Origin of the sequence: Kitasatospora sp. NPDC001309, from assembly GCF_042896295.1 — a bacterium.
Taxonomy (GTDB): Bacteria; Actinomycetota; Actinomycetes; order Streptomycetales; family Streptomycetaceae; genus Kitasatospora.
Genome location: NZ_JBIAXC010000013.1, coordinates 83,939 through 104,405, shown reverse-complemented (window position 1 = coordinate 104,405; position 20,467 = coordinate 83,939). Strand labels below are relative to the sequence as shown.

9 protein-coding genes are annotated in these 20,467 nt (G+C 71.3%); 2 read left to right on the top strand and 7 right to left on the bottom strand.

Translation table 11 applies throughout. From position 1 onward, the window contains the following. Positions 1-5: 5 nt before the first annotated feature. From ACFY2K_RS16085 to ACFY2K_RS16075, 3 genes are all read right to left on the bottom strand, one after another. Positions 6-1,532 (bottom strand): ArnT family glycosyltransferase, encoded by a 1,527-nt coding sequence (locus ACFY2K_RS16085; RefSeq protein ID WP_375888279.1) that lies wholly within the window; start codon positions 1,530-1,532, stop codon positions 6-8. Between the two features lie 157 nt (positions 1,533-1,689). Then, positions 1,690-3,594, bottom strand: coding sequence for a 1-deoxy-D-xylulose-5-phosphate synthase (gene dxs / locus ACFY2K_RS16080; protein ID WP_380407892.1), 1,905 nt, complete (start codon positions 3,592-3,594; stop codon positions 1,690-1,692). Between the two features lie 261 nt (positions 3,595-3,855). Beyond that, positions 3,856-5,034, bottom strand: a complete 1,179-nt coding sequence (locus tag ACFY2K_RS16075; RefSeq protein WP_375888275.1) for an ROK family protein — start codon at positions 5,032-5,034, stop codon at positions 3,856-3,858. A gap of 529 nt (positions 5,035-5,563) precedes the next feature. Between ACFY2K_RS16075 and ACFY2K_RS16070 the strand changes: the two genes are divergently transcribed. Beyond that, a complete protein-coding gene (locus ACFY2K_RS16070; RefSeq protein WP_380594000.1) occupies positions 5,564-7,174 on the top strand; it encodes a PQQ-binding-like beta-propeller repeat protein in 1,611 nt (536 codons plus the stop codon). A gap of 232 nt (positions 7,175-7,406) precedes the next feature. After that, positions 7,407-9,986, top strand: a complete 2,580-nt coding sequence (gene pepN, locus ACFY2K_RS16065) for an aminopeptidase N (RefSeq protein ID WP_375888273.1) — start codon at positions 7,407-7,409, stop codon at positions 9,984-9,986. A 128-nt stretch (positions 9,987-10,114) separates the two neighbouring features. Here the strand turns inward: pepN and ACFY2K_RS16060 are convergent, their stop codons facing one another. The 4 genes from ACFY2K_RS16060 to ACFY2K_RS16045 form a co-directional block, all read right to left on the bottom strand. Beyond that, positions 10,115-10,339 carry a hypothetical protein gene (locus ACFY2K_RS16060; RefSeq protein WP_188303613.1) on the bottom strand — a complete coding sequence of 75 codons (225 nt, stop codon included), beginning with the start codon at positions 10,337-10,339 and terminating at the stop codon, positions 10,115-10,117. 75 nt (positions 10,340-10,414) lie between these two features. Next, the gene (malQ, locus tag ACFY2K_RS16055) at positions 10,415-12,559 is read right to left on the bottom strand and encodes a 4-alpha-glucanotransferase (protein WP_387711863.1); all 2,145 of its coding nucleotides are present in this window, start codon (positions 12,557-12,559) and stop codon (positions 10,415-10,417) included. Between the two features lie 261 nt (positions 12,560-12,820). Further along, positions 12,821-13,102 carry a hypothetical protein gene (locus tag ACFY2K_RS16050; RefSeq protein WP_387711861.1) on the bottom strand — a complete coding sequence of 94 codons (282 nt, stop codon included), beginning with the start codon at positions 13,100-13,102 and terminating at the stop codon, positions 12,821-12,823. Continuing rightward, positions 13,099-20,325, bottom strand: coding sequence for a polymorphic toxin-type HINT domain-containing protein (locus tag ACFY2K_RS16045; RefSeq protein WP_387711860.1), 7,227 nt, complete (start codon positions 20,323-20,325; stop codon positions 13,099-13,101). Before ACFY2K_RS16045 ends, ACFY2K_RS16050 begins: the two co-directional genes overlap by 4 nt. Positions 20,326-20,467 lie beyond the last annotated feature (142 nt).

The following is a 20,467-nucleotide window of genomic DNA, read 5'->3' as shown; positions in this document are numbered from 1 at the left end:
GTGCCTCAGTGCTTGAGGCGGTAGACGACGGTGTCGCCGATGACGCCGATCATCTCGTAGTGGGTGTCCAGCAGGTTCTCGATCCGCGGGACCAGCACCGGCTGGTACGGGGCGACGCCGGAGTCGTCCACGAAGACCTCGGGCAGGCCGTTGGCGAGTTCCTTGTCGAAGGTCTGCCAGGCGTTGTTGACGCTGAACTGCTCGCCGACGTTGCCGCTGCCGTCCTTGCCGCCGCTGTAGTTGGTGAGGAAGCCGGCGGTCAGGTAGCGGCTCGCGGGCTTGCGGTCGGCCAGCCAGTACAGCTCGGGGTGCATGCCCCAGACCAGCACGGTGTCCTTGGGGGTGGTCTGGGCGGCGACCGCGGTGGCGACCTCGGTGTTGCGGCTCATCTGCTCCCCCGGCCAGGCCAGCGCCAGGCCCCAGAAGACCGTGGCGGCGACCGTGGTGTACACCAGGACGGGCTTCCAGCGGATCGCCGAGGTGGCGACCGCCCCGGTGCCCAGCAGCACCAGCGGGGGCATCAGCTGGAGGTAGTAGTGGCCGAAGAAGTGGAAGCCCACGCTGACCGCGACGGCCGAGGAGAGCAGCCAGACCCACAGGTCGGTGGTCGAGCCGTGCTCCTCGCCGGCCACCGGCAGCGGGCGGTGGCGGTACTTGAACCAGAGCCGGCGGCCGACCGGGAACAGGAAGCCGAGGCCCGCCGCGGCCAGGATGCCGAGGTTGCCGAAGGCCCGGCCGAGCATCTGCAGCCAGGCGCCGCCGAAGGAGGCGTAGTCGCCGCTGCCGGTGACCACCCAGAAGAGGAAGCCCTTGGGCTTGGTGAGGATGACCGCCACCAGCGCTATCGGCACCGCGAAGCCGAACCCGATCTTGAACAGGGCGGGCGGCCAGCGCACCCCGCGTCGGCGGGCGTCCTGGAGGAGCATCCAGAGCACCGGCAGCAGCACCGCGCCGCCGGTCTGCTTGGTCAGCGAGCAGAGCGCGACCGCGATGCCCGCGGCCAGCCAGCGGCGGCGCTCGGCGTACCGGAAGGCGGCCACCATCGCGGGCAGCATGAAGACCTCGAAGGTCGCCGCCTGGGTGTCCTCCGGGGAGAGCCCGATGGAGACCAGCAGGTAGAGCAGTCCGGCGCCGGCCCCGGCCCGGTTGCCCCAGCGGCCGCGGGCGATCGAGGCCAGCAGGATCGCGGTGACCAGGTGGGCCGCCACCGCGAGGGTGCGCAGCGGCCACAGCGAGGCGGAGCCGAAGACGGCGAAGCAGGCCTGGTAGAGCCAGGGCAGCAGCGGCGGCTTGCGGTCCACCACGGTGTCGTAGAGCACCCCGCCGTCCGCGAGCATCCGGGCCTGGGTGGCCAGGAAGCCTTCGTCCGGACTCCAGACGGGCCGGGCGAAGGACGGGATGTGGGTGGCCACCGCGACCAGGGTGAGCAGCGGCACCAGCCTCGTCCAGTACCCCTGTCGGATGTGGGTACGGGCGCGCGCGGGCAGGCGGTCGACCAGTCCGTCGAGGCGGGGGCGGGTGGGGGTGGGCACGGTTGACAACCTACCGGGCGGGAACGGCGCGGAGAGCGCCGGTCCCGCCATTCAGTGCGATTGTCAGCTCGTCCCGCGACGAACTGTTACGCAGAGACGACAATCGGGCGTCGGCGGAACGGGCGGCGGGTGGCCGGCCCGTTCCACCGGGGGCGGTTCAGGCCTCGACCGGCGCCGCGTCCAGCTTGGCGACCAGGGCGCCCACCTTCTCGGCGATGGCGGGGGCGGTCAGGCCGATCTCGGCCAGGATCTCGTTCCGGCTGGCGTGGTCCAGGAACTCCTGCGGGATGCCGAAGTCGCGCACCGGTACGTCCACGTCCGCGTCCCGCAGTGCCTGCGCGACGGCCGCGCCGACGCCGCCCACCCGGCCGTTGTCCTCGATCGTGACGACCACCCGGTGCTCGGCGGCCAGGCCCGGCAGGGCCTCGTCCACCGGCTTGACCCAGCGCGGGTCCACCACGGTGGCGGTGACGCCCCGGGCGGCCAGCAGGTCGGCCACCTCCAGGCTGGTCGGGGCCATCGCGCCGACCGAGACGATCAGCACGTCCGCGCGGTGGGCGCCGGAGGGCTCCCCGGCGGCGCGCAGCACGTCCATGCCGCCGACCCGGCCGACCGCGGCGACGGCCGGACCGACCGAGCCCTTGGAGTAGCGCACCACCGTCGGGGCGTCCTCGACCTGGACGGCCTCGCGCAGCTGGGCGCGGACCTGGTCGGCGTCGCGCGGGGCGGCCAGCCGCAGGCCCGGGACGACCTGGAGGATCGACATGTCCCACATGCCGTTGTGCGAGGCGCCGTCCGTGCCGGTGACGCCGGCCCGGTCCAGTACGAAGGTGACGCCCAGCTTGTGCAGCGCGACGTCCATCAGGACCTGGTCGAAGGCGCGGTTCAGGAAGGTCGCGTAGACCGCGAAGACCGGGTGCAGCCCGTTGGTGGCCAGGCCGGCGGCGCTGGTGACGGCGTGCTGCTCGGCGATGCCGACGTCGAAGATGCGGTCCGGGAACTCCTTGGCGAACGGCGCCAGGCCGACCGGGTGGAGCATCGCGGCGGTGATCGCCACGATGTCCTCGCGCTCGCGGCCGAGCGCGACCATCTCCTCGCCGAAGACCGAGGTCCAGTCCTTGCCCGAGTTCTTGACCGGCAGGCCGGTGTCCGGGTGGATCACGCCGACGGCGTGGAAGCGGTCCTCGTCGTTGTTCTCGGCGGCGTGGTAGCCGCGGCCCTTCTCGGTGAGGCAGTGCACGATCACCGGGCCGCCGAAGCCGCGCGCCTTGGTCAGCGCCGACTCCAGGGCGGTCAGGTCGTGGCCGTCGATCGGGCCGATGTACTTGAGGCCGAGGTCCTCGAACATGCCCTGCGGGGCGATGAAGTCCTTGAGGCCCTTCTTGGCGCCGTGCAGCGTCTCGAACAGCTGCTGGCCGACCACCGGGGTGCGCTGCAGGGCGTCCTTGCCCCAGGACAGGAAGCGCTCGTAGCCCTGGGTGGTGCGCAGGGTGGCGAGGTGGTTGGCGAGGCCGCCGATGGTCGGCGAGTAGGAGCGCTCGTTGTCGTTGACGACGATGACGACCGGCAGGTCCTTGGCGTCGGCGATGTTGTTCAGCGCCTCCCAGGCCATACCGCCGGTGAGCGCGCCGTCACCGATCACGGCGACGACCGGGTCCGCCTTGCCCTGGATCTTGTTGGCCTTGGCCAGGCCGTCCGCGTACGAGAGGACCGTGGAGGCGTGCGAGTTCTCGATCACGTCGTGCTCGGACTCGGCGCGCGAGGGGTAGCCGGACAGGCCGCCGCTCATCTTCAACCGGGAGAAGTCCTGGCGGCCGGTGAGCAGCTTGTGGACGTAGCTCTGGTGGCCGGTGTCGAAGAGGATGCGGTCGCGCGGGGAGTCGAAGACCCGGTGCAGGGCGATGGTCAGCTCCACCACCCCGAGGTTGGGTCCGAGGTGGCCGCCCGTCTTGGAGACCTCGGTCACCAGGAAGGTCCGGACCTCCTGGGCCAGTGCGGCCAGCTGTCCGGGCGTGAGCCGGTCGAGATCGCGCGGTCCCCGAATGCGGGTCAGCAGGGCCACCCGTTCCTCCTCGTTCAGTGTTCGCGGACCACGGACGGTCCGACGGGCGTCGCCGCCCGGTCCGGCGGCAGGCCGGTGGTCGCGGCCGGTACCGACCGGTCGAGTCTAATGTCCGCTACGCGGACGCCGAGCGGCGCGCCCGGTGCCACCGACCGGTTACCGCCATTCCCGGAGGTCGGTCGGGGGGCGCGGGTCAATCCTCATTGACGAACGGACGTTCTCCGGCGGTTGCGGCCGGACGGGTGAACGGGGGGAAGGCGGTCAGTGCCGGCCGAGCGCCCCGGACTCGCCCATCTCGCTCATGACCAGGGCCAGCGCGCCCAGCACCTCGGCCCGGCCGCCCAGGGTGCCGGGGACCACCGACAGCTGGCGGGCCGCGCTGGGGATCGCGTAGCGGGCCACCGAGTCGCGGATCGGGGCCAGCACCAGCTCACCGGCCTCGGCGAGGTCGCCGCCCAGGATCACCCGGCGCGGGTTGAGCAGGTTGCACAGGGTCGCCACGCCCGTACCGATCTGGCGCCCGGCGTCGGCGATCACCCGGCGGCAGCCCAGGTCGCCCTGGTGGGCCAGCTCCACCACCCGGGGCAGGGTGAGGTCCGGGCCGAGGGTCGAGGTGAGCAGCGACAGCAGGTAGCGGGAGCCGACGAAGGTCTCCAGGCAGCCCCGGTTGCCGCAGCGGCAGACCGGGCCCGCCTCGTCCAGGGTGATGTGCCCGATCTCACCCGCGGTGCCGCCCGGACCCCGGTAGATCTGGCCGTTGACGACCAGGCCGGCGCCGACCCCGCTGGCGATCTTGATGTAGGCGAGGTCGCTCAGGCCGCGGCCGGCCCCCCAGACCAGCTCGCCCAGCGCGCCCAGGTTGGCGTCGTTGTCCACGTGCACCGGCATGCCGAGCCGCTCCGCCAGCTCCCGGCCCGGGGCGATGCCCGTCCAGCCCGGCAGGATCGCGGTCGAGCCCAGCGCACCGGTCTCCACGTCGATCGGGCCGGGCACGCCGAGGCCCACCCCGATCACCTTCTCGGGACGGAAGCCGGCCTGCGCGAGGAGGCGCGCCACCATCGCCTCGGCGCGGTCGAAGCCCTGCGCGGCCGAGACGTCCACGTCGATCGGGGCGCTCTCCTCGGCCAGCACCCGGTGGGCGAGGTTGCCGACGGCCACCCGCAGGTGGGTGTGGCCGAAGTCGATGCCGACCACGATGCCCGCGTCCCCGCTCAGCGAGACGCTGCGGGCGCGGCGGCCGCCGGAGGAGGTGTCGGCGACCACGACGGTGCCGCTCTCCTTCAGTTCCCGCACGATGTTGGAGACGGTGGCCGCGGAGAGGCCGGTGCCGCGGGCGATCTCGGCCTGGGTGAGCGAACCGGCCATCCGTACCGCGCGGAGCACCCGTTCCAGGTTCGCCCGGTGCAGGGACGACTGTGAGCCCGGTGTGTCCGTCGACATGATCCACCCTCCCAGGGTGGGGAACCCTCCGCCGGGTGTCCCCTTCAACTCCTGAAGGGTACGGGTCGGGGGCCGGCGGGTGGGGGCCGCTGCGCGGGCCCGCGGCGGGCGGGGGCGCGGGGGCTAGCGGTGGGCCGGGGTGCGGGGCTCGCGGCGGGCGGGGCGTGGGGGCGGGGTGGCCGGGGGGTGAAGGTGTTGCGCGGTGGGGGAAGGCGGGGCCCGGATCGGGTGGTCCTGGGAGCGGGCGAAAACCGGCCGCCACTAGCATGGTGCCCAATCTCACCCGTCCCACCGGGCCGCGGTCGGTACCGGCAGGGGGACGCATCCAGACATGACGGGGAATCAGATGGCAGGGGATCACCCTACGCCGGGTGCAGGCGATGCATCCGGCAGCGGCCCGCAGGGCAATCGGGGCGTTTCGTTCGGGCGGCCGGCGGGCGGTGTGGATCCTGCCGCCGTCGCGGACCAGATGACCCAGCTCGACGGCTCGGCGGTTCCGGGGCAGGGCGGGCCGCCGGCCCAGCCTCCGATGCCCCCGGCACCCCCGGCGCCCCCGGTCCAGCCCCCGGCGGGTGGGGCCGACTACGCCGCGTACGCGCCGACGGCCGCCGGGATGCCGGCCCAGCCTCCGGCGGGTGCGCCGATCGGCCCGTACGACCCGGCGCCCGGCGGGGGCTACCCCGGGGCGGACGCGGGGCAGGGCTACGGCGGCGGGTACAACTACCAGCAGCAGCCGGGCTACTACCCCGGTGCGCCGGTGCCGGCGGCCCCGAAGCAGCGCAACCCCGTGATGCTCTGGGGCGGGATCATCGGCGGTGTGCTGGCGATCGCCATCGTGATCGGGCTGGTCGTGCTGCTCAAGCCCAGCCCCAAGCCGGACCCGGGCCCCGGCCCGGTGGCGAACTCGGGCGGCACCAGCACCGTCGGCGGCGACAACGGCGGGAACACCGTCGCTCCGGCGCCCGCGCCGGACGGCACCAAGGCCACGTTCAACGTCGCCTGGAACGCCCCGACGCCCTCCAACACCGATGCCACCAACCAGCTGCTGGGCATCTGGGGCACCGACAAGTACGCCGTCCGCGTCGACAGCGACGGGGTCAAGGCCTACAACCTGGTCGACGGCAAGCAGGCCTGGAACATCCCGGTGCCGTCCGGCAGCAAGGAGGTGTGCAGCGCCTCGTACACCGCCAACTCCAAGAACGTCGCCGCCGTCGCCTTCAACACCGGTGACTACGACTGCTCCACCATCGGCGCCGTGGACCTCACCTCGGGCAAGCTGCTGTGGACCGTCAAGGCCACCGCCGACCGGCTGTCCCAGCCGACCCTGAGCGTCACCGACAACGTGGTCGCCGTCGGCGGCAACGCGGTGGCCGGGCTGAACATCTCCAACGGCCAGCCCGCCTGGCAGTACCAGCCCCGCGACAAGGACTGCACCATGCGGGCCCGCGCGGCCGGCAGCCAGATCGCCATCAGCGACCGCTGCTACATGACCAGCGGCCCGAAGTCGCAGCTGGTCATCGTGAACGCCGACTCCGGCAAGGCGGCGAGCAGCCCGATCACCCTGACCGGCACGATCGAGCAGGTCGACTCGGTCGTCCAGGACAAGCCGCTGGTCCTGGTGATCACCAACGGCCCGAACGGCGACTACATCCTGCCGTTCGACAAGGACAACAAGCCGGGCAACCAGATGTCCGTCAAGGAGGCCGGCTCGGACAGCCTGCGCCTGTCCGGCCAGGACACCGCCTTCACCCGCAACGTGGTGAGCGGCAGCACCCTGTACGTCCAGGTCAACCCGACCAAGCCGGCCATCAACGCCTACGACCTGAACACCGGCAAGCGCCTGTGGGCGGCCAGCCCCGGTTCGGCCAGCGGCAGCGACATCCGCCTGGTCACCGGCACCGACAAGGACGGCAAGGTCCGCGCCCTGGTCTCGCAGGGCTACGACAAGCCGTCCCGGCTGGTGACGCTCTCGCCGACCGACGGCTCGATGACCGACATCGGCACCGTCGCGAACGCGAACGGGAAGTTCGACATCAGCATGAGCACCTCGGTGTACTACGTCTCGGACGACGGCAACGCGGTCTACGCGTTCCGCCGGTACACCAACACCGACGGTCCGCTGACCAAGTGGCGGAAGTGACGCACTCCGGTCGGTGAGGGCAGTGAGGGCGGGGCGGGTCGGGGCCGGTGGGCCCGGGCCCGCCCCGCCCCCGTTCTCCGGCCGGTTCTCGGGCTGGGTTCTCGGGCCGGGTTCTCGGGGCGGGATTTCCGGGCGGGTTTCCGGCCGGGTTCTCCGGTCGGGATTTTCCGGCCGGGCCGCTCGTCGGGCATGCGAGGATTCGGTCCATCAGCCTGACGAAGGAGTGCAGCGAGTGCCCGGCACCAACCTGACCCGCGACGAGGCCCGTACCCGGGCCGACCTCATCCGGGTGGACGCGTACGACATCGAGCTCGACCTCGGCTCGGCCCGCGAGGGCGGTACCTTCCGGTCCACGACCGTGGTCCGGTTCTCCGCCACGACCCCCGGCGCCGACAGCTTCATCGACCTCGTCGCCCCCGGCGTCGAGGAGATCACCCTCAACGGCACGTCGCTCGACCCGGCGAGCTTCGCCGACAGCCGCATCCCGCTGCCCGGCCTGGCGGCGGAGAACGAGCTGCGGGTCGTCGCGAACTGCGCCTACAGCAACACCGGCGAGGGCCTGCACCGGTTCGTCGACCCGGTCGACGGCGAGACCTACCTGTACACCCAGTTCGAGGTGCCGGACGCCCGCCGGGTCTACGCGAACTTCGAACAGCCCGACCTCAAGGCCACGTTCAGGTTCACCGTGACGGCCCCCACCGGCTGGGTCGTGGTGTCCAACTCGCCCACCCCCGAGCCGGTCGGCGAAGGCCCCACCCAGGTCTGGGAGTTCGAGCCCACCGGCCGGATCTCCAGCTACATCACCGCGCTCGTGGCCGGCCCGTACGTCGGGGTCTTCGACACCTACGAGAACGGCGAGCAGCGCGTGCCGCTGGCCGTGTACTGCCGCCCCTCGCTGCGCGAGTTCCTCGACGCCGAGGCGATCTTCGAGGTCACCAAGCAGGGCTTCGACTACTTCCAGGCGAAGTTCGACTTCCCGTACCCGTTCCCCAAGTACGACCAGCTCTTCGTCCCGGAGTTCAACGCCGGCGCGATGGAGAACGCGGGCGCCGTCACCCTGCGCGACCAGTACGTGTTCCGTTCCAAGGTCACCGACGCCGCGTACGAGGCGCGCGCCGCGACGATCCTGCACGAGCTCGCCCACATGTGGTTCGGCGACCTCGTCACCATGGAGTGGTGGAACGACCTCTGGCTCAACGAGTCCTTCGCGACCTTCGCCGAGGCCGTCTGCCAGGCCGAGGCCCCCAGCTCCAAGTGGCCGCACTCCTGGACCACCTTCGCTAACCAGATGAAGACCTGGGCCTACCGGCAGGACCAGCTGCCGTCCACCCACCCGATCATGGCGGAGATCAACGACCTGGAGGACGTCCAGGTCAACTTCGACGGCATCACCTACGCCAAGGGCGCCTCGGTGCTCAAGCAGCTGGTGGCGTACGTCGGCCAGGACGCCTTCTTCGAGGGCGTGCGCGCCTACTTCAAGCGCCACGCCTGGGGCAACACCCGGCTCAGCGACCTGCTCGGCGCCCTGGAGGAGGCCAGCGGACGCGACCTCAAGGCGTGGTCCAAGTCCTGGCTGGAGACGGCCGGCATCAACGTGCTGCGGCCGTCGGTGGTGCTGAACACGGACGGCGAGATCGAGTCCTTCGCCGTGCTGCAGGAGGCCCCCGCGCTGCCGGCCGGTGCCAAGGGCGAGGCCGTGCTGCGGCCGCACCGCATCGCGATCGGGTTCTACGAGCTGGTCGACGGTTCGCTGGTGCGGACGGACCGGATCGAGCTGGACGTCGACGGCCCGCGCACCGAGGTGCCGGAGCTGGTCGGCCGCCACCGCCCGGCCGTCGTGCTGCTGAACGACGACGACCTGTCGTACGCCAAGATCCGGCTGGACGAGGACTCGATGGCCGTCGTCACCGAGCACCTCGGCGGCTTCACCGAGTCGCTGCCGCGCGCGCTGTGCTGGGCCTCCGCCTGGGACATGACCCGCGACGGCGAACTGGCCGCCCGCGACTACCTGTCGCTGGCGCTCTCCGGCATCGGCCGGGAGAGCGACATCGGCGTCGTGCAGTCCGTGCAGCGCCAGGTCAAGCTGGCCCTGGACGCCTACACCGACCCGGACTGGAGCGAGCAGGGCCTGCTCCGCTGGGCCGCCGCCGCCGAGGAGCACCTGCGCACCGCCGAGGCCGGCAGCGACCACCAGCTGGCCTGGGCCCGCACCTTCGCCTCGGTCGCCCGCACGGACGCCCAGCTCGACCTGCTGGCCGGGCTGCTGGACGGCTCGGTCGAGCTCAAGGGCCTCGCCGTGGACACCGAGCTGCGCTGGGCGCTGCTCGCCCGGCTCTCCGCCACCGGCCGGGCCGACGAGGCCGCGATCGTCGCGGAGCTGGAGCGGGACAACACCGCGGCCGGCCAGGAGCACGCGGCCAGCTGCCGCTCCGCCCGCCCGACCGCGGAGGCCAAGGCCGCGGCCTGGGCCTCGGTGGTGGAGTCGGACACCCTCACCAACTACGTGCAGGAGGCCGTGATCGCGGGCTTCCAGCAGTCGGACCAGCGGGAGCTGCTGGCGCCGTACGCGGAGAAGTACTTCGCCGCGGTGAAGGACATCTGGGAGACCCGAAGCCACGAGATCTCGCAGCAGATCATCGTCGGCCTGTACCCGGCGTTCCAGGTGACGGAGGAGACGCTCGCCGCCACGGACGCCTGGCTGGCCTCGGCCGAGCCGGCGCCGGCGCTGCGCCGTCAGGTCGTCGAGTCGCGGGCCGGGATCGAGCGCGCGCTCAAGGCCCAGGTGGTCGACAAGGCGGCCGGGGCTCGCTGAGCCGGCTGGTGACCTGCCGTTGAAGGCCCGAAGGGGCGCCGGACGGATCGTCCGGCGCCCCTTCGGGGTTCCTGCGGGTCCTGGTGGACCTGTCGCGCGTCCTCGGCGGACGCGGAGGTTTCTCGCGGTTACTTCTTCTTCTTGCCGTAGGGAAGACCCGCGAGGGCCGCGATGACGACGAACGCGGCGAGCGGGATCAGCACGTACAGGCCGATGGTCTGGCCGACGCTCAGGCCGGCACCCGGGTCGTCGCCGTCGTCCCTGGTGAGGGCCATGGCGGGCGACGACAGCAGCATCATCAGCGTGACCGTTGCGGAGACCGCGCCGGCTCGCAAAGCGTTCCTCTTGTCCACGATTCCAACTTACCCGCCGCTTACGGGAGGGCGCGCGTCGGGGTGGTGCTGGGGGTTCCGCTTGCGGGATCCGGCCTACGGGGTCCGGGGGGCGGGGGGTGTGTCGCCGGCTGTGAGGAGCCGGCCGAGCAGGCGGGCGGTGGGGGCGGCGGCGAGGCGTTCCAGGGTGACCGGGGCGCCCGTGCCGTCGGCGATCGGCAGGCGCCAGTTCGGGTACTGGTCCCAGGTGCCCGGCAGGTTCTGCGGGCGCGGATCGCCGACCAGGTCCGGCAGCCAGACGCCCACCAGCTCGGCCGGGGTCCGGTCCAGGAAGCGGTACAGGGCGGGCATGGCGAGCGGCTCGTCGGGCGCGAGCAGGCCGAGGGCGGTCAGTTCGGCCCGCCAGGCCGCCAGTTCGTCGGCGGCCTCCTGCTGCTCCTCCGCGAGCGGGCGGGCCAGCAGGCCCAGGCGGTGGCGCAGCTCGACGTGCTCGCCGGAGAGGCGGGCGGCGGTGCTCGGCAGGTCGTGGGTGGTGAGGGTGGCCAGGCAGCCGGGGCGCCAGCGGTCGGGGGGCAGGATGCCGCCGTCGGACTGCCAGTCCCGTTCGAACCAGAGGACGGAGGTGCCGAGGATGCCCCGGTCCGCCAGCTCCTCCCGTACCCCCGGCTCGACCGTGCCCAGGTCCTCGCCGATCACGGCGGTACCGGCCCGGTGGGCCTCCAGGGCCAGCACGCCGAGCATCGCCTCGGCGTCGTAGCGGACGTAGGCGCCCTCGGTGGGGGGATGGCCCTCGGGCACCCACCAGAGGCGGAACAGGCCCATCACGTGGTCGATGCGGAGCGCTCCGGCGTGCCTCGCCGCTGCGCGCAGGAGTTCCGCGTACGGGGCGTAGCCGGCCTTCGCCAGGGCGTCCGGGCGCCAGGGCGGCAGGCCCCAGTCCTGGCCGTGGGCGTTGAAGGCGTCCGGCGGGGCGCCGGTCGAGATGCCGCCGGCCAGCACGTCCTGGAGCGCCCAGGCGTCGGCGCCGTCCGGGTGGACGCCGACGGCGAGGTCGTGGACCAGGCCGACCGGCATGCCCGCGTCCCGGGCGGCGCGCTGGGCGGCGGCGAGCTGCTGGTCGACCTGCCAGGCGAGCCAGCGGTGGAACTCGACCGCGTCCTGGAGTTCCTTGGCCGCCTGCTCGATCTGTGGGCCGTTCGGGTGACGCAGGCCCTTCGGCCAGTGGTGCCAGTCGGCGCCGTGCACCTCGGCGATCGCGTTCCAGAGCGCGTGGCGGCGCAGCCACTCCCCCTCGCGGCGCTGGTACGCCTCGTAACCGGCCTGGCGGCCGGGACCGCGCGGGACTTCGTGGAGGAGTTCCAGCGCCTCGCGCTTGAGCGCCCAGACGGCGTCCCGGTCGACCAGGCCGTCGTGGGTGAGGACCTCCTCGCGCAGCCGGGCCGCGCGGCGGGCGAGGTCGTCGGTGGCCGTCCGCTGGGCCGGCGTCAGGTGGCCGTACTCGGGGACGGCCTCGACCCGCAGGTGCACGGGGTCGGCGAAGCGGCGGGAGGAGGGGCGGTACGGGGAGGAGTCGGAGGGGGTGCCGGGGGTCGCGGGCAGGGCCTGGTGCAGCGGGTTGATCTGCACGAAGCCCGCGCCGAGGGCGGCACCCGCCCACCCGGCGAGTTCGGCGAGGTCCCCCAGGTCGCCCATGCCCCAGGAGCGGTCGGACAGCACGGAGTACAGCTGGGCGAGGAACCCCCAGCTGCGGCCGGGGAGTCGGGGCAGCTGCTGCGGGGCGACGACGAGCGGGGCCTGCTGCCGCCTCTCGCCGCTCGCCGCGGTGAGGGTGTGCCGGCCGAGCGGGAGGTCGGCGGGCAGCCAGTGCGAGTGGCCGCGCGGCAACTCCCAACTGCCGCCGCCCTCCAGCTCCACGTACAGCCGGACGTCCGCCGGTACGTCCAGCGCGGTGCGGCGGCCCTGCCGGACCACGATGCACGGCGGCAGCAACCGCTCCCGCTGCTCGGCCCGGTGGCGCTCCAGCGCCTCCCGCACCTCCTCCGGCGACCCGGCCGCCACCCCCAGCGCCCCCAGCACCGCCACCAGCGTCCGCGCCCCCACCGTCTGCCCCCCGGCCCCCGGGTACCGGGTGTCCACCCCGTACGCCCGTGCCAGCGCGACCAGTTCGGCGGGCGGCGGCGGCGCGTCCTGCGCCGGGACCTTCCGTCCTTCGGCTCCGTCACTGTCGTGGTAAGCGGCCACTCGCGGCTCCTGCGATGTCTCGGCGTCACCCGGGTAGGACAGCCAAGTCCTACCCGGGTGACACCTCGATCACGCTGCGCGACACGAAGGGTCGGCACGTTGCACCTCCCCACCTCCGGCGCGACACTTGCGCGCACAGAGTGCGAACGAAAGCCTGCGACCCCGGGAAAAATACGGTGGCCCCGCCAGCAAAAAATCGCCGACGGGACCACCTGAGGCCTTAAACAGGGCTCTGCGTCACTTCAACTGCCGGATGCCAAGCTACTCAAGGTAATCGCAATAGGCATCGAACGCCGGGCCAGCCATATTCCGCATTTCAAACTCCGTAAGCCAGCGATGACTCGAAGAAATTCGAGCCACCTCCTTGCCGAGACAAGTGAGGATGCCTGGAAGCTGATCCGAATTCTCAGTTGCTGCCAGGGCGACCATTAGCCCGCTCTCCGGATCCAAATCGGCCAGGAAGTGCAACGCAGAAATCCTGTCCAAAATATCCGCAGAGGAATCTAGCGCCACTTCGCCAGCAATCGCCACCCGATCACTCACTCTCGCCTCCTAAGCAGAACGTTCAGCGACCGCGTGACTTCGTCTGTCACTGGATCGGGCAGATGAACGGTATGGTGCGCGTTATTCTTACCCGTCTGCTCCACCTTGAATCCGGCCTCTCGGAGCTCCCCTACGGTAGTCGTCCGATATTCCCCCGATGCCTTGATCTTGGGAGGGAGACGTGTAGATGTTGAGATTCCATGCGGGAAGTCATTCTGTACAGCTTTAGCGGAGTCAGTCGCCAGATTTTCCGTGGTCTCCGGACCGCTTCCAAATCGATAGAGAGTTGTGTCGTCGGCGATCTCACCGCAGCTATTGTGAACCAGGACCGGCGTCGACCCTGCCTGCACATAGTACGTGTGGAGCAGGCTGACGGTGAGGTTGTGGGTGGTGACGGCGTAGGGGTAGTTGCGGACGGACTGGATGGTGAGGGTGGTGCCGTCGGGCTGGCGGAGCTTTTCGCCCGGAGTGAGGTCGCCGGCGTCGACCCACTGCTGGCGGGTCTCGCTCCAGTAGGGGTGGTGGTGGGTGGAGGTGATCTTCGACTGGTCTGCGGCCGGGGGGCCGCGGGGGCTGGCGTCGTCGGTGAGGGTGAGGTCGGTGAAGTCCTTGTCGTCGGGGGTGGTGATGGTGGCGGTGACGGTTTCGGGGCGGGTCTCACCGGTCTGAGGGTCGGTCGCCATGACGACGTCGCCCTCGTGGATGTCCTCGATCGACTTGAGCGTGCCGTCGCCCATCAGCACCTGGGTGCCGGTCGGGAAGCTGTTCCGACGGATCGGGCAGCTGGCGCCCGCCGAGTCGTCGGCTTCCTTGGCTGCGGACTTTTCCGAGGTTCCTGCTGCGTCGGCCGCTGATTCTTTTGCTGCTTTTTCTTCGGCTGCCTTGGCTGCTGCCGCTTCGGCCGCGCGTGCCTCCGAGGCGGCGGTCTTGGCGGTGACGTAGGCGGCTTCGGCTTCCTTCGCGGCGCGTTCGCCGCCCCTGATGGCGTCGTAGATCCTGTTGATCTCCTTGTAGATCTTCAGGGCCTGGATGCCGACCTTGATGGCCTTGAAGATCTTGCCCCAGGGCAGGGTGTTGAGGGCGGTGTTGATGCAGGCCATCACGTCGCCCTTGGTGAAGCAGTCGCGGGCGTCGTTGAAGCCGATCAGGTCGCCGACGATGTCGACCACCTTGTGCACGAGTTCATCGCGCTTGTGCTTGTTCTCGTTGACGATCTTGTTCGCGTCGTCGAGGGCGTCCTTCGCGTGCTGCTCCGCCGGAGTGGGCGGTGCCACGGGGAGCTTCCGCTTCGGGGCGACGTGGTCGATGTCGGTGACGTTGCCGTGGGAGTCCCCGTACCAGCCGGTGCACTCCGTTTCCTGGTTGCAGTCGACGCGCAGGCCGTTGGCGTCCGACTTGTTGATGGGGCTGTTGTTGGCGTACGCGTAGGCGTTCCACTGCTGCGGGTCGCCGGCGACGGTGATGGGGTCGGGGCTGATGAAGCGGCCCGTCCTGGGGTCGTACTCGCGGGCGCCGAGGAGGGTGAAGCCGGTGCTTTTCTCCTTGGTGCCGCCGACGAAGCCCTTGTCGCCGGCCCAGACGCCGGCCGCGGGCTGGGTGCCGCGGTCGTTGCCGAACGGGTCGGTGGGGCGGCGGACGTGGTCGAGGGTCCCCGCGTCGAACTGGACGCCGTTGGTGCCGTGCGGGTCCGCGCTCTGGTAGGCGAGCGTGGAGTTGCCGCTGGTCATCGTGCGGGTGATGGAGAGGCCGTTGGGGGCCGAGTAGCTGCGGACCGCGGTGATCGCCCCGGTCGCGGTGTCCAGGGTGATCTGGTCCGCGCCCACGTTGAGCGTGGTCTTGCCGGCGTCGCGGCGGATCAGCTGGTTGCCCGACACGTCGTACAGGTAGCTGGTGGCACCGTTCTCGCCGGTGCCGGTGATCTGGTCGAGCTTGCCCTGGGCGTTCCAGGTCAGCGTCCTGGTGCCCGGGGTGTCGGTGATCGCGGTGGTGTTGCCAGCCGAGTCGTAGGCGTACGAGGTCACCGCGGTGCCGGCCGAGCCGGTCTGGGTGGACTTCATCAGCGCGTGCGGACCGCCCGTGCCGCCGCCCGTCTTCGGGTCGGTGGACGGGGTGTTGGGGCCGGTGCCGAAGGTCTGGGTGGTGGTGACGTCCTTGGCGGTGTTGCCGGTGACGTCCTTCTGGACCATCTTGGTGCGGTTGCCGATGAGGTCGTACTCGTACTGCTGCCAGTACGGAGCCGGACCGCCGACGCTCGGCGCCGCTCCGACGGACGGACCGTCGGAGTTGGTGCAGGCGCCGACGCCGGGCACGCTCGGCTGCGGCTTGGTGGTCTGGGTGCCGGTGTCGGTCCAGGCCTGGGTGAGGCGGCCGAGGTAGTCGTGGGTGAAGCACTGCAGGTCGGCGACCTGGCCGTCCTGCGCGTTGCGGGCCGAAGTGACCTGGCCCAGCGGGTTGTAGGTGTAGTCGACCGAGTCGACGTGGGCGGTGGTGGCGGTCTGCTTGTCGACGGTCGAGCGGGTGACCCGCCCCGTGGCGTCGTCGATGACCATGGTGGCGACCACCTGGACACCTGCGCCACCCACCGTGGTGCGGTACGGCCGTCCGTACGGGTCGTAACGGACGTCGGCCACATAGGTCTTGGGCTGGGCATTGCCGAAGGCACCGGACAGGGCACCGAAGTTGCCGACGTCGTCGGGGGCGAACTTCAGCCTCTCCCGGCCCATCCCGGCCACGGCCGGAAGGACCGTGGCCGACAGGCGACCGCCCTCGTCGTAGGTGTTGTCGGTCTGGTAGACCCCGCCCAGGCCGCCCTCGACCGCCGGGATGGTGGTCTTGGCGCCGAGTTCGCGGTAGCCGATGTCGTAGCCGGTGATCTCCGACTTGTAGGCGGCGCCGTTCACGCCGCCGACGTAGCGGGTGGTGGAGGTCGGCTTGCCCAGGGCGAGGTTGTCGTACGTCCAACCGGCGACCTGCTTGGCCGGGTCGACCGCTCCGCCCTCGTAGGCCGCGGTGGTACGGCCTAGCAGGTCGGTGACGGTGGTCGCACTCTTGCCCCGCGAGTCCGTGGCGGTGACCAGGCTGTTGCTGTCGTCGTAGGAGGTGGTTCCGGTGCCCGCGTCGGGGTCGGTGGTCTTCACCGGGCGGCCGAGCAGGTCGTACTCGTACGACCAGGTGTTGCCCGCCGCGTCCTTGCGCCAGAGCTCCTTGCCCTCCGGCGAGTAGCCGTAGGTGGTCTCGTCGTACGCGCCGGTCGGGGTGTTGGACTTGTACTGGCGCAGCGCCACGGTGTTGCCGCGGGCGTCCGACACGGTCGCGCTGGCGAAGCCGCCGGCCGGCGGGGTGACCCGGACTTCGTCGGCGCCGACGAAGTCGGTGTGGGTGCGCCACTGCTCGACGCCGTACGACTGGAAGATCGAGTCGACGGTCCGGCCCATGCCGTCGAACTTCTGGACGGTCTGGGCCGGGATCTTGCTGTCCGGCTGCACTCCGCCGTTGGGCAGGAAGAGCTGTCCGCCGGGCTGGGCCTGGTCGTTGTAGTAGGCGGCGCTGGTCTTAGTCTGTCGGCCTTGCGAGTCGAACAGCGCGTCGGTGATCATGCGACCGGTGGCGCCCGAGGGCGGGGTCGCCTGGGTCTGCCGGACGCGACCGAGGCCGTCGTAGATGGTGTAGCTGGAGGTGTAGAGCTTCAGGCTGCCCATCAGCGCCTGGCTGAGCACCTGCGAGGGTGCGTTGGTGCCGTTGACCGCGTAGGAGAACTTGCGGTTCGGGCGGTCCGGGTTCTTGGTCCGGTCGTTGCCCGGGCTCCAGGCCGCGACCGCTCGGCCGAGGGCGTCGAAGTCCTGCTCGCTGATCCGGCCGTTCTCGTCCTTGATCTTCAGCGGCGAGCCGCGCCCGACGTCCAGCGTGCTGAAGGTCTGCCAGCCCACCGGGTTGGTGTGGGTGATCTGGGTCGGCAGCTGGCCGGTGGCCGGGGAGTAGGCGGTCTTCGTCTCGGCGCCGGTGGCATGGGTGGCGTCGGTGCGGGTCGGGTCGACGGTGCTGATGACGCGGCCGTAGACGTCGAAGCTCGCCCGGCCGGTCGCCCGGTACACCGGCTGACCGTTGCCGTCGTACCGCTCCAGGACCTCGGTCGAGGTCTGCTCCGACTTGTCGCCGGCCTGGCCGAGCGGCAGGCCGTCGAAGTACGCGCGGGTGTCGGAGACCGTGTTGTCCTTGTTCGCCGCCTGCCCACAGGCGCCCTTGAGGACGAGGGTGTGCGAGGCCAGCTGCGTGGCGGTACCGCCGGGACGGGTGGCGTACTCGAAGGAGGTGCAGAGCAGTTGCTCGGGGTGGGCCAGGTCCCCGTTGTCGTAGACCGTCAGCGGACGGGCGAACGGAGTCGAGTCGTAGCTGGTGGAGCGCTCGCTGGTACGCCAACCGTTCGCCAGCTTCTCCCGGTTGGTCACCTTGAGGGAGTTGACGGCCCGGGCGGTGATCGCGGGCATCCCGCCGGACTGGCTGCGGGTGGCCGTGATCGGTCCGATCCACGGGTCGGAGACCGTGGTGGAGAGGAGTTCGCCGTTCTCGCCGTTGTAGTTGGCGGAGTCTCGGATGTAGCCGGCCAGGACGTTCTCGTCCTTGATCGTTCCGCCGTTGACGTCCGTGACGGTCACCTGGCGGGTGGATCCGTTGGCGAGGACGTCGCCGTCCATACCGCGGAGGAAGGTGGCCACCGACTTGGTACGCGGCGCCTCGACGTCGCTGCCGCTACCGGCGAGGGTGGTGACCGTCGCGTAGCCGCGGAACTGGTCCCAGGTGCGGGCCTTGGGGTTGGGCATCTCGGAGTCGTTGCGGTGCCAGGCCGCGCCGCCGCCGTAGACGTAGTTTGTGACGACGATCGGGTTGCCGCCGGCGACCGCGTCCTCCTGGGTCACCGACTGCACGATGATCTTGTTGAACCAGTCGTTGACCGGGTCCGGGTCGCTCTGGCCGGGCAGGTACCACTTGACCGGCATGCAGGCCAGCGTGTTGCTGTCCTCGGACGTCGGCATCGTGCCGCCGGCTTCGCGGGAGCACTCGGCGGGGCGGTAGACGACGTTGATCAGGCCGCCGGTCTCGGTGGTGATCTTCTGGATGCGCGGGCGGTTGTACGGCTCGATCGAGGCCGAGGTGCCGTCCGGGCGGACGATCTTGCCCTTGACCCGGTTGGCGATCTGCAGCGGCTGGAAGGACACCGCGGGCAGGGTGATGGGCGTGCGGTTGTTGCTGCCGGTGTGCTGGACGGAGTCGAGCCACAGCGACGGCGAGGTGCCGTCGCCCGGGTCCTGGAAGGACTGGTTGAGGGCGAAGGAGTCGACCGGGCGGTAGGAGCTGCCGGTCCACACCTCGGTGTCGATCTTGGTGAGCCGCTTGGTGGTCCAGAAGGTGGGCGAGGAGACGGTGCAGTCACCGGTCGCGTCGCAGTTCTGGTCGATCGGGGTGTCCGGCCAGTGCTTGGCGTTGGCCTTGTTCCGCTGGGACGGGTCACAGGAGAAGGCGCTGTCCGGCAGGCAGCGCTCCGCGGTGCGGAACCACACCTGGGCGGCCGGGTTGGCCTTGCCCTTGGCCGCGATCTGGTCGGGCAGGCGCTGGCCGTAGCCTACCCAGGTCGGGTAGCTGGCGCGCTGGTACTGGGTCCGGGGGCCGTTGCCGTTGTTCTGGCCGCCGCCCTGGACGTAGTAGTTCTGCTCCTGGTCGTACCGGTAGGTGATCAGGTTCTGGTGCGGGTCGACGACGTAGTCCAGCGACCACTGCCAGCCCATCTGGTTCCAGGTCTTGGTGGCCGGGGAGCCGTCCTTGAGGCACGGGTCCTGGCCGCCGGGCCAGTAGATCGGCACGGTGGAGACCGAGTTGCTGGCCTGGTCGCTGCCGTCGCCGCCGGGAAGGTGGTTGGCGCCGAAGTAGTACTGGGTGCCGTCGCCGGTGGTGATCCGCCAGGCCTCGCCGTTCCAGGCGCCGTTGCTCTGGCCGGTCAGCCGCTCGACCTTGGTGCCGTCCTCGCCCTGGAGGTGCCACTCGCAGGACTTGTCGTCCTTGACCAGCTGGCCCGCGTGGCCCGCGAGCGAGAGCTGGAGCAGGTCACCGCCCCAGCACTGGTCGCCGGAGCCTTCGACCCCGGCGTCCTTGCAGCTCTTGTAGCCGCGGACGATGGACCCCGGGTGCCACTCCCAGCCGTCACCGATCCAGGACGGCTGGGCGTTGGTGGAGGCGGTCCTGCCGTCCACGGCGGAGGAGTCGTAACCCAGCGAGACCGCGGGCGCCGCACCCGCCAGCGCGGAGGGCAGCTCGACGGTGTAGCCGTAGGTGAAGTTGCCCGCGTTCGCACCGGCCTGCCAGGAGGCGGACGGGGTGATCGGCGAGGCGGTGAAGTCACCGCCGCTGCCCTTGGCGTCCGCCTCGACGGCGAGCGCGACGCCCGAGGAGGAACCGGCCGCCGGGCTGTCGAACGCCCCGGCGGAGAAGGACTTGGCGACGGAGGACTTGGTGGCGGTCGCCTGCGGAACGTCGACCTCGACCGTCAACCGGCCGGTGGCCTCGTCACGCTGCGACCGGACCGGGGTACGGGTGGTGCAGCCGGCGGCACCGGGGGTGGTCAGCGCGCACCCGGGCAGCTGGACGATCCGGGCGCGGGAGCCCCAGTTGGCGCCCGCGTTCTTCGCCCAGGACTCGACGTCGATCCCGATCTGCACCCGGTCGGCCCGGCCGCCCTCGCCGGTGTCGGTGACGGCGAGCAGGGCGCCGTTGACGCCTGCGGCCTTGGTCCGGCCCTGGTCCGCCAGGTCGACCTGGACGGTGGGTGCGGCGGCCGGGGCGTCGTTCGCCGGAGCCGCGGACCCAGCGGTCTTGGCGGTCCTGGCGGCGGTCCCGGCACCCGCGACGGGTGCGATCCAGACCGGCAGCGAGCCCGCCCGGACCGGCTGGGAGGGCAGGGCGGTCGGCGAGGCGTCGGCGGCGGCCGGCGCCATGGCGGCCTTGCCGGCGACCGCGGCGCCGCCGAGCACGGCGGTCGCTCTCCCCGAGGGTGGACTGGAGTCCGCCGGTGGCGACCACTTCTTGCCCGGGTCGGGCGTGTGCCCCGCGGGCTTGCCGTTCGCGCCCTTCACCGGGCGGACGTCGGGCACCGGTGTGTTCGGCGGTACCCAGACCTCGGGCGGACTGGCGGCCTTGGCGACCGCCTGGACCGACGGAAGCGTGACCACCGACATGCACACGGCCAGAGCGGCGGCCGTGGCCAGCTGTGAACTGCGTGTTCGGGTAAACAGACGGAAACGACGCGACACCTGACTCCCCCACAGATTGCCAAGCCTTTAGGCGGACCGTCCCCAACGGCCCAGGCCCCCGGCACCT